11 protein-coding genes and 1 pseudogene are annotated in these 8978 nt (G+C 61.7%); 3 read left to right on the top strand and 9 right to left on the bottom strand.

The annotated features are described in order from the left end of the window. The 4 genes and pseudogenes from C3418_RS21580 to C3418_RS21565 form a co-directional block, all read right to left on the bottom strand. Positions 1-574 (bottom strand): annotated as a pseudogene (locus C3418_RS21580) (IS5-like element IS5B family transposase); the annotation flags it as partial. 216 nt (positions 575-790) lie between these two features. After that, positions 791-1219 (bottom strand): VOC family protein, encoded by a 429-nt coding sequence (locus C3418_RS21575; protein WP_103859256.1) that lies wholly within the window; start codon positions 1217-1219, stop codon positions 791-793. Between the two features lie 379 nt (positions 1220-1598). Continuing rightward, positions 1599-2192 (bottom strand): MliC family protein, encoded by a 594-nt coding sequence (locus tag C3418_RS21570; RefSeq protein ID WP_103859255.1) that lies wholly within the window; start codon positions 2190-2192, stop codon positions 1599-1601. Positions 2193-2302: 110 nt separating this feature from the next. Continuing rightward, positions 2303-2671, bottom strand: a complete 369-nt coding sequence (locus C3418_RS21565; protein ID WP_010675518.1) for a DUF2061 domain-containing protein — start codon at positions 2669-2671, stop codon at positions 2303-2305. Positions 2672-2851: 180 nt separating this feature from the next. Here C3418_RS21565 and C3418_RS21560 point away from each other — a divergent pair, with 180 nt between their 5' ends. After that, positions 2852-3058 (top strand): hypothetical protein, encoded by a 207-nt coding sequence (locus tag C3418_RS21560; protein ID WP_052815284.1) that lies wholly within the window; start codon positions 2852-2854, stop codon positions 3056-3058. Between the two features lie 98 nt (positions 3059-3156). Here C3418_RS21560 and C3418_RS21555 read toward each other — a convergent pair whose 3' ends face one another. Then, positions 3157-3753, bottom strand: coding sequence for an FMN-dependent NADH-azoreductase (locus C3418_RS21555; protein WP_052815283.1), 597 nt, complete (start codon positions 3751-3753; stop codon positions 3157-3159). Positions 3754-3862: 109 nt separating this feature from the next. On the opposite strand from C3418_RS21555, the gene C3418_RS21550 reads away from it, so the two are divergent. Beyond that, positions 3863-4792, top strand: a complete 930-nt coding sequence (locus tag C3418_RS21550) for a LysR family transcriptional regulator (RefSeq protein ID WP_103859254.1) — start codon at positions 3863-3865, stop codon at positions 4790-4792. A 50-nt stretch (positions 4793-4842) separates the two neighbouring features. On the opposite strand, the gene C3418_RS21545 is transcribed toward C3418_RS21550, so the two are convergent. Genes C3418_RS21545 through C3418_RS21535 form a run of 3 tightly spaced genes read right to left on the bottom strand, consistent with a single transcriptional unit; the run spans position 4843 to position 8055 of the window. Beyond that, a complete protein-coding gene (locus C3418_RS21545) occupies positions 4843-5697 on the bottom strand; it encodes a 23S rRNA (adenine(2030)-N(6))-methyltransferase RlmJ (RefSeq protein ID WP_103859253.1) in 855 nt (284 codons plus the stop codon). Next, entirely contained in the window at positions 5691-6152 is a 462-nt protein-coding gene (locus C3418_RS21540; protein WP_052815280.1) for a DUF2390 domain-containing protein, read from the bottom strand. The genes C3418_RS21545 and C3418_RS21540 overlap by 7 nt, the downstream gene beginning before the upstream one ends. Beyond that, a complete protein-coding gene (locus C3418_RS21535) occupies positions 6145-8055 on the bottom strand; it encodes an ABC transporter ATP-binding protein (protein ID WP_042879860.1) in 1911 nt (636 codons plus the stop codon). The genes C3418_RS21540 and C3418_RS21535 overlap by 8 nt, the downstream gene beginning before the upstream one ends. Positions 8056-8202: 147 nt before the next feature. Between C3418_RS21535 and C3418_RS21530 the strand changes: the two genes are divergently transcribed. Next, positions 8203-8613, top strand: coding sequence for a CBS domain-containing protein (locus tag C3418_RS21530; RefSeq protein WP_041212425.1), 411 nt, complete (start codon positions 8203-8205; stop codon positions 8611-8613). Between the two features lie 288 nt (positions 8614-8901). On the opposite strand, the gene C3418_RS21525 is transcribed toward C3418_RS21530, so the two are convergent. Beyond that, a partial coding sequence (locus tag C3418_RS21525) for a transposase (RefSeq protein ID WP_174213905.1) occupies positions 8902-8978 on the bottom strand: 77 nt, incomplete at its 5' end.

Raw genomic sequence — 8978 nt, 5'->3', positions numbered from 1 at the left:
TGTGGGTCAGGCCACTCTTGGCATCGACACCAATGTGGGCCTTCATGCCAAAGTGCCACTGATTGCCTTTCTTGGTCTGATGCATCTGCGGATCGCGTTGCTGCTCTTTGTTCTTGGTCGAGCTGGGAGCCTCAATGATGGTGGCATCGACCAAGGTGCCTTGAGTCATCATGACGCCTGCTTCGGCCAGCCAGCGATTGATGGTCTTGAACAATTGGCGGGCCAGTTGATGCTGCTCCAGCAGGTGGCGGAAGTTCATGATGGTGGTGCGGTCCGGCAAGGCGCTATCCAGGGATAACCGGGCAAACAGACGCATGGAGGCGATTTCGTACAGAGCATCTTCCATCGCGCCATCGCTCAGGTTGTACCAATGCTGCATGCAGTGAATGCGTAGCATGGTTTCCAGCGGATAAGGTCGCCGGCCATTACCAGCCTTGGGATAAAACGGCTCGATGACTTCCACCATGTTTTGCCATGGCAGAATCTGCTCCATGCGGGACAAGAAAATCTCTTTTCTGGTCTGACGGCGCTTACTGCTGAATTCACTGTCGGCGAAGGTGAGCTGATGACTCATGATGAACCCTTTTTCATGGCTCCAGATGACAAACATGATCTCATATCAGGGACTTGTTCGCACCTTCCTTAGCATGTTCCCCTTTTTTAGTTCGATTATCACGACTGCATAAAGATACAGTCAATAAAGAAATCAGGGCATCACTATGTTGAGCAAGGCGTAGTTAACTCGTTGCACCATAGCGATGCCTATATCACTGGTGCTCTGTTCTCTTTACTAAAACTTAATTTCCACCGACTCCGCGCTGCGCGTTGCCTCGCCGTGATATACAGCTTCGATATTGTTGCCGTCCGGGTCGAGGACAAAGGCTGCGTAGTAGCCGGGGTGATAGGCTCGCTCGCCGGGGGCGCCGTTGTCCTGGCCGCCGTGGGCCAGCGCTGCCTGATAGAAGCGATCGACTGTGGCGTGGTCCTGCGCCTGGAAGGCGAGATGATGGCGACCGGTCAGTGCGCCGAGCGCAGCCGGGCTGTCGATGGATGTGACAAACAGCTCGTCAGCCCAGAAGTAACCCTCACCCGCGCCGCCGATTGGCACATCGAGGGTGGCCAGTATGGCCCTGTAAAAGCGCTCGCTGGCGGTCAGGCCTTTCACCACCAGCTGGAGATGGTCGATCAGCCGACCCCGATGCAGTGTGTGCGTTTCCATACATTCACTCCACTCGACATGGTTGAATCAGTCATTTACCTCTTGCCGGTTGTGCCCTTTGGCGACGCTACCGCCCTGAATGTCAGCTTCCAGCTTGCTGCGATTGACCAATTGGGCGTGGTTGGCATGGCTCATGGGAGACTCCGACGAGGCGTGTGTTGCCAATTGGCTATATTAACCGCCCGCGAGCGAAGGGAAAGGAGGAAATGGCGAATTGCCGGGCAAGATCAACAAATGGAGGTCAGCCCGAAAGCCTGGCGTCCGGGCTGGATTGGCGAGAGGGGGCTGGGGATAGGTAAAAGGGGGCGAGCGGCCACCAACTGGTGACCCACTTGCTGCCTGTTCGGGAGTGGTTGCCCGCCCTTGGCCTGGCGGGGGATCAGTTGCCCGGGATCTCGCTGCAGTTGAGGGTGGGCTGACCGTAGCGCTCCAGCATGGCGTCGCTCCCCTTGGTCCAGAGGGTGAGGTTTTGCCCCTCGTACCGGGCGCCGCTGGCGCTGGGGGTCTCATAGGCGAGCACCTGCTGCTGGTTGTTACCCTCGCTCAGGTTGATCATGGCGGCGGGCCGCTTGGCCTCGTTGTAGAAGTAGGTGGAGAGGGTGACGCTCTTGCCGCACTGGTAATCGACCGGCATCGGCACCCTCAGCTGGCCGCCTTTTATCTGCAACTCGGTGATCCGCAACTGGTAGCTCTCTTCCACGCATTGGCGCAGGTCGCCCGCCTTCCAGCAGTCGTTGCGCCCCTTGATCCAGCCGCGCTGGATGGCGCGCTCGCTCTTCTGCTGCTCGGGGGAGAACCCGGCAATCGCCTTGGGATAGAGGGCTGACAGCTCGTTATCCAGCGCAGCCAGTCCGGCATCCTTGCAGATGAGGGTTTCGGCGGCGCCTTTCGCCTTGGCGCACTCGAAGGACGGGGTGGCTGCGGCGGCCAGCAGAGGGCAAAACAGCAGGGTTCCAAGCAAGATCTTGTTCATCGACAGGGCTCCAACAGGGGGCATGATGCCCCGTGACCAGAGCACACTTTACACCCGAAGGAGGCAGGAGCACCCCGTGTTTTTGGGTGCCGGGCGGCCCTGCATGGCAATCAGACGCCGGCCAGCGCCAAGGTCTGGCGGCTGCGCCACAGCCGCTCGTGGAAGAAGAAGACGACGGTGTTGATGGCAGGTTCGATCAGTGCCATCACGCCGCCGGTGAGCAGCTCGCCACTCAGCAGGTAGGCGACACCGAAGGCCACCGAGAAGTGGACCAGGGCGAAGCTGCTGGTCTTGGCCTGCAGGCTGTGTTCAGGCTTGAGCTTGTGCCAGCCAAGGTCGTGGAAGTAGAAGGCGACCGTGTTCACGGCGGGCTCGATGAGGGCGATCAGGCTGGCGGTGAGCAGTTCGCCGGTCAGCAGGTAAGCCACGGTGAAGGCGACACAAAAGTGCAGGATGGCGAAGCTGATGGTCTTTTTCATGGTGGTGTCTCCTCTGGCGATGAAGGCAGTATCACCCAGAATCTCATCAAATGAAAACCATTCTCATCTATCAGCGAAATAGAAAATGCCTATCGACCGGGGGAGGCACCACCAGATTGGGAGTTGCCCGGGACCGCAACGGCGCTAGAGTGTGCCTTTTGCCATGAAAAAGGAGCTTTCATGACCATCAACTCCAACCTGTTTGTTCTCTTCATGCTGCTGATGATGATCGTTGTCGGTGTGGTGGCCTGGCGACTGGCCCGGCGCAAGAGCCGCCACCCGGGGCTTGTCACCTTCCTGTGCGTGCTGCTCTGCCTGGTGCCGCCCTTTGCCCTGCTGGCGCTGCTCATTCTGGCGCTCTGGCGGGATATGCCCGTCAGGGCCTGATGTTTGCCTGCACGTGAAAGCCCCTTGCGGGGCTTTTTTACTTGGAATGTCCCGCGCAGCAGGTGGCCGGTTGGAAGGGGCAAGATCGGGTGATGGCCCTACCTGCCTAGGTCAGCGATCCGAGCATGGGCCTCGCGCATCCCCTGCTCCGCCCCGTGGGGGCGCAGATCCATCCCCTCTGCGTAGACGAAGTCCACCGGGATGCCCATCAGGCCGAGCACGGATTGGAGGTAGGGGGTGACCGCATCCGTCGTCTGTCCCTGATGCACGCCGCCGCGGCTACTGAACACCAGGGCGTTGACCCCCTCCACCAGCCCCATGGGGTAGGTGTCGGTGTAACGGAAAGTCACCCCGGCCCGTGCCACCAGATCGAACCAGTTCTTGAGGGGGGTCGGTACATTGAGGTTGTACATGGGGGCGCCGATCAGCAGCAGGTCGGTGGCCTTGAGTTCGGCAATCAGCCGATCCGACAGCGCCACCGCCTGCCGGATGGCCTCATTGGCCGGTTCAGCCCCGCGCAGGGCGTGAAACAACGGGCTGTCGAGGACGGGCAAGTCGAGGGCGGTCAGATCACGCACCACCACCTGGTCCTGATGGCCCTGCTCCCGGCGTGTTTGCAGGAAGCGCTCCATCAACTGGTTGGTGCGGGATGCGGGGCCGTTGAGGCTGGATTGCAGCAGCAGGATCTGGCTCATGAGGGAAACTCCATCTGAAACGTGTGAAGAATGAAGGGAGCTTACCAGTCATTTTTTTCCGCAGTGCTGATAGTATTTCGCCATATTGGTTCCAAAAGGTATGCAATAGATGGCAAACACGCTCAACGGCATCGATCTCTTCGCCACCGTGGTGGAGGCGGGCAGCTTCGCCCAGGCGGCGGAGCGGCTTCACCTCACCCGCTCGGCGGTGGGCAAGGGGGTGGCGCGGCTGGAGCTGCGTCTCGGCGTGCAACTGTTTCATCGCACCACCCGCAGCCAGAGCCTGACCGAGGAGGGGGCGCTCTTCTATCGCCACTGCCTGCGGGCGCTGGAGGAGGTGCGTCTTGGGGAAGCGGCGCTGGCCAGCAACAAGCTCACCCTCAACGGCAGATTGAAGGTCTCCATGCCGGTGCTGTTCGGCCAGCAGTGCGTGGCCCCCATTTTGCTGGCGCTGGCGAAGGCGCATCCCGGGCTGGCCCTGGAGCTGTCGTTCAGCGATCGCAAGGTGGATCTGGTGGAGGAGGGGATGGATCTGGTGATCCGCAACGCAGAGCCGCCGGACAGCCTGGATCTGGCGGCGCGCAGGCTCGGGGAGCACGGCATGACGCTTTGCGCCTCGCCCGCCTATCTGGCCGAGCGGGGGGAACCTGTGACCCTGGCCGAGTTACCGGAGCACGAGTGCATTGCCTATCTGCGCCAGGGGCGGGTGCTGTCGTGGTGGTGGCAGGAGGCCGAGGCATGGCGCGAAGTCCAGCCCAGAGGGCGGTTGCAGATGGACGATCTCAACGCCATCACCCAGGCGGCCATCGCGGGCTTTGGTCTCGCCTGGCTGCCGACCTGGCTGGCGCGGCCCCACCTTGAGCGGGGCGAGCTGCGCGAGCTGCTGGCCCGATTGCCGGGTCGGCGCTATCCCATCAACGCCCTCTGGCCCCATGGTCCGCATCTGCCCCTCAAGACCCGGCTTGCCATCGACTGGCTGGCGAGCCGCCTGTCCGAGCAGCTGGCCAGCGTGAACGTGCCGGGTCATCAGCCCCAATGAAAAAGGGCCTGCTGTGACAGGCCCTTTTTCATTTTCTGTGGTTCCGAGGGTCAGGCTTCGGCCTTGTTCAGCCACTCCACCCTGTACTGGGCGCCGGCGCCCTGGGTCAGCCTGGCGCACAGGGGTTTCAAGAAGGCCTCGATCTGCTCGTCCAGCATCCAGGGGGGGCTGACGATGAGCATGCCGGAGCCGTTCATGCCCCAATCGCTGGTCTGGCCGGCCACTTCCAGCTCGGCCACCAGGACGTTGCCGAAGTTCTCGCGCTTGATCGCTTTGAGCATGTCGCGGGACTTGTCCGCCTCTTGCCCGAGGATGGGATACCAGAGGGCGTAGATGCCGGTGGCCCAGAGCTTTTGCGCTTTTTTAAGGGTATCGACCACGGCGAAGTAATCTTCCTTCAGCTCATAGGGGGGGTCGATGAGCACCAGGCCGCGGCGCGGGGTGGGGGGCAGCAGGGCAACCAGCCCTTCGAAGCCGTCGCGATGGTGGACGGCGACGCGGGGGTCGTACCCCATGTTGGCGCGAAGATCCTCCACCTCGTTGTTGTGCAGCTCCATCAGCGCCAGCTTGTCCTGATCGCGGATAAGGCGGCGGGAGAGCTCCGGCGAGCCGGGGTAGTAGTGCAGCTGGCCATCGCTGTTCATCTCCTCGATGACACCCAGATAGGGGGCCATGGCAGACCACTGGGCCCGTTCATCCCACAGGCGTTTGATCCCGTCGGCGTATTCCGCCTTCTTCTGGGACCAGTCGCCGCGCAGGTCGTAGAGACCGCCACCGGCATGGGTGTCTAGCACGATGAAGGGTTTCTCCTTCTTCTTGAGGGACTCGATGATCAGGGCCTGGACGGCGTGTTTGAGCACATCGGCGTGGTTGCCGGCGTGAAAGGCGTGGCGGTAGCTCAGCATATGAGATCTCTGAGGGGGCCCTGCTGGGCACCCAGTAACGATAGATAGTGAAACAGGTTGCGGCTGTCGCCGCGAAACAGGGCGAGGGTGCGCAGGGTCTGCAGCAAGACCCCCTGTTGCAGCCGCTCCAGCTCCAGTTCGTGGGCCAGCATGGTCTGGTACTCCTCGGTTCCCACCCGTGACTTGGCCTGCTGGCGCAGGGTGCGCCAGGGGAGCAGCACCGCCTCGGTCTGTACCAGGGCCGGTTGCAAGTCCGTGAGGTCGACCGGGATCCGGAGCAGGTCGAGGTGGTGCAGCAGGAGTGCCAGGTTGACGTTGCCCCCCATGCTTTGCACGTGGAGCCAGTCCTGGCTGCGCTGGCCATAGGCGCCCGTGCTCCATGTCCAGAACTCGGAAGGGGTGGGCAGGGCGTCGGGGCTGACCCGCTCGCTGGCCATCAAGGCTTCATCACGCAAAGAAGGCCTGCTCCATGGTTTCCAGCTCTTCAGAGAGGCTCATCCACTCCAGCTCGACGTGCTCCAGCTCCTCCTTGAGGGGGCCCTGGGACTTGAGCAGCTCGGAGAGCTTGCCCTTGGCACTCTCTTCATAGATGGCGGGATCGGCGAGCTGCTCTTCCACCGCGGCCAGCTTGGCCTGCAGCTTCTCCATGCTGGTTTCGAGCTTCTCCAGCTTCTGGCGCAGCGGCCGGGTCGCTTGCCGGAACTGGGCTTCGAGGCGCTTCTGATCCTTGCGCGCCACCGCCGAGTTGGCGGAGACAGTGCCATCTGCCGGCTTGGCATTGGCCTCTTTCTCCTGCTCGCCGAGCCACTTGTGGTAGTCGTCGAGATCCCCATCGAAGGGCTCGACCCGGCCGCCGTGGACCAGATAGAAGTCATCCGTGGTGGTGCGCAGCAGATGACGGTCGTGAGAGACCACCACCATGGCCCCCTCGAACCCTTGCAGGGCCATGGTCAGGGCGTGGCGCATCTCCAGATCCAGGTGGTTGGTCGGTTCATCCAGCAGCAGCAGGTTGGGCTTTTGCCAGGTGATGAGGGCCAGCACCAGACGCGCTTTCTCACCGCCGGAGAAGGGGGCCACCTTGTCGAGCACCTTGTCGCCGTGAAAACCGAAGCTGCCGAGGTAGTTGCGAAGCTCCTGTTCGGTCTTGTCCGGGGCCAGGCGCACCAGGTGATCGAGGGGGCTGTCATCGAGGCGCAGGGTTTCGAGCTGATGCTGGGCGAAGTAGCCGATGCTCACCCCGGCGCTCACCTCCAGCTTGCCCGACAGCGGCGGGTTGCTACCGGAGAGCATCTTGATGAAGGTGGACTTGCCGGCGCCGTTGCGACCGAGCAGGCCGATGCGCGACCCCGGCACCAGGTTGAGCTTGATCTTCTCGAGGATCACCTTGTCACCGTAACCGGCGCACAGGTTCTCCATGGCGATGAGGGGAGTCGGCAGGGCCGAGGGCTCGCGAAACTCGAAGCTGAATTCGGAGTCGGCGTGGGCGGGCAGGATCTTCTCCATCCGCTCCATGGCTTTGAGCCGGCTTTGGGCCTGACGGGCCTTGGAGGCCTTGTAGCGGAAGCGATCCACATAGGATTGCATGTGGGCCATCTCCCGCTGCTGCTTCTCGTACATGGACTGCTGCTGGGCCAGGTGCTCGGCCCGTTGCAGTTCGAAGTCGGAGTAGCCGCCGCTGTATTCGTTGAGCTTGCCGTTCTCGATATGGATGATGCGATTCACCACGGAATCGAGGAAGTCGCGGTCGTGAGAAATGAGCACCAGCGTGCCCTGATAGCCCTTGAGCCACTTCTCCAGCCAGATGACGGCGTCGAGATCCAGGTGGTTGGTCGGTTCATCCAGCAGCAGCAGATCGGAGCGGCAGAGCAGCGCCTGGGCCAGGTTCAGGCGCATACGCCAGCCACCGGAGAAGCTTCTGACCGGCGAGTCGAGCTGATCGCCGCCAAAACCCAGACCGTGCAGCAGCTCGGCGGCACGGGCGCGAATGCTGTAGGCACCTATGGTATCGAGCTTGCCGTGCAGCTCGGCCACCAGCAGACCGTTGTCATCCGCCTCGGCCCGGGCGAGCTCGGCTTCCAGGGCGCGGAACTCCTTGTCGCCGTCGATCACGTACTCCAGGGCGGAGCAGTCCAGCGCCGGGGTCTCCTGGGCCACGCCGGCAATCTGCCAGCCGGCGGGCAGGCTGAAGCTGCCGTTGTCGATGGCCAGCTCGCCCCGTACCAGCGCAAAGAAGGTGGACTTGCCACAGCCGTTCTTGCCCACCAGGCCCACCTTGTGGCCGGGGTGTATGGTGGCGGACGCGTTGTCCAGCAGCGTGCGGCCGCCGCGGATCAGTTCGATTTGACTGGCAACTATCATGGATGGGTCTGCTTGGCTCGATTGAAGGAGAGAAACTGGCGCGGATCTTACGTGAAATGACACAAATTTGCACTTGAGGGCGGGGGGGATGGCTGCCGCCGGAAAAACGTGTCATAACAGAGACATCTGGGGGGCAGGAGGCTGACCATGTTGATTAAAGAGATCATGACGACCCGGGTCGCGACCGTTTCCATGGATGACAGGCTGAGCGTCATCAAGGAGATCTTCGAGCAGGCCCATTTCCGCCACCTCCTGGTGGTGGAGGAAGAGAAGCTGGTGGGGGTCATCTCGGACCGGGATCTGCTGCGTGCCATCAGCCCCTATCTGGACACGGATGCCGAGATGAACCGGGACACCGAGACCCTCAACCGGCGCGCCCACCAGATCATGAGCCGTGAACCCATCACCGTCTCCCCCGAACGCTCCCTGAAAGAGGCCGCCGGCCTCATGCTGGAGCACCAGATCTCCTGTCTGCCTGTGCTGGAAAACGGCGCCCTGGTGGGCATAGTGAGCTGGAAGGACCTGCTGAGGGTCATGCGCGGCTGGCAGCCGGTCTGACAGGGCGGGGAACATAAGCGGGGAGTCCGTGTCGCCCGGCAGGGCTTCCCTGCTTCTTGCTTTGCTGAAACATTAAACTGCATTCATCAAATCTTTCAGTTCACTTGTGTTGCAAAAATGATTTTTATGGTCATAAATTCTGCCAGTGTCATTTCATGTGACACTATATGTCGCAGCGTCAGCTCGAATTGATGCTTTTATAATTAATCGTTCGCCGCTTCAGTTCCCATCTTAAATACGAAAGGGGACTCCCTCCGACGTAGGTGGGAGGGGAATTTCGCCGGGGCGTCAGCCCCGCTGGTTTTGAATGTATTGCTTGATCACCTCCAACGGTGCTCCGCCGCAAGAGCCCGCAAAGTAAGAGC

Origin of the sequence: Aeromonas sp. ASNIH8 (assembly GCF_002919855.1) — a bacterium.
Classification (GTDB): domain Bacteria; phylum Pseudomonadota; class Gammaproteobacteria; order Enterobacterales; family Aeromonadaceae; genus Aeromonas; species Aeromonas caviae.
This window is presented reverse-complemented; position numbering and strand designations above follow the sequence as displayed.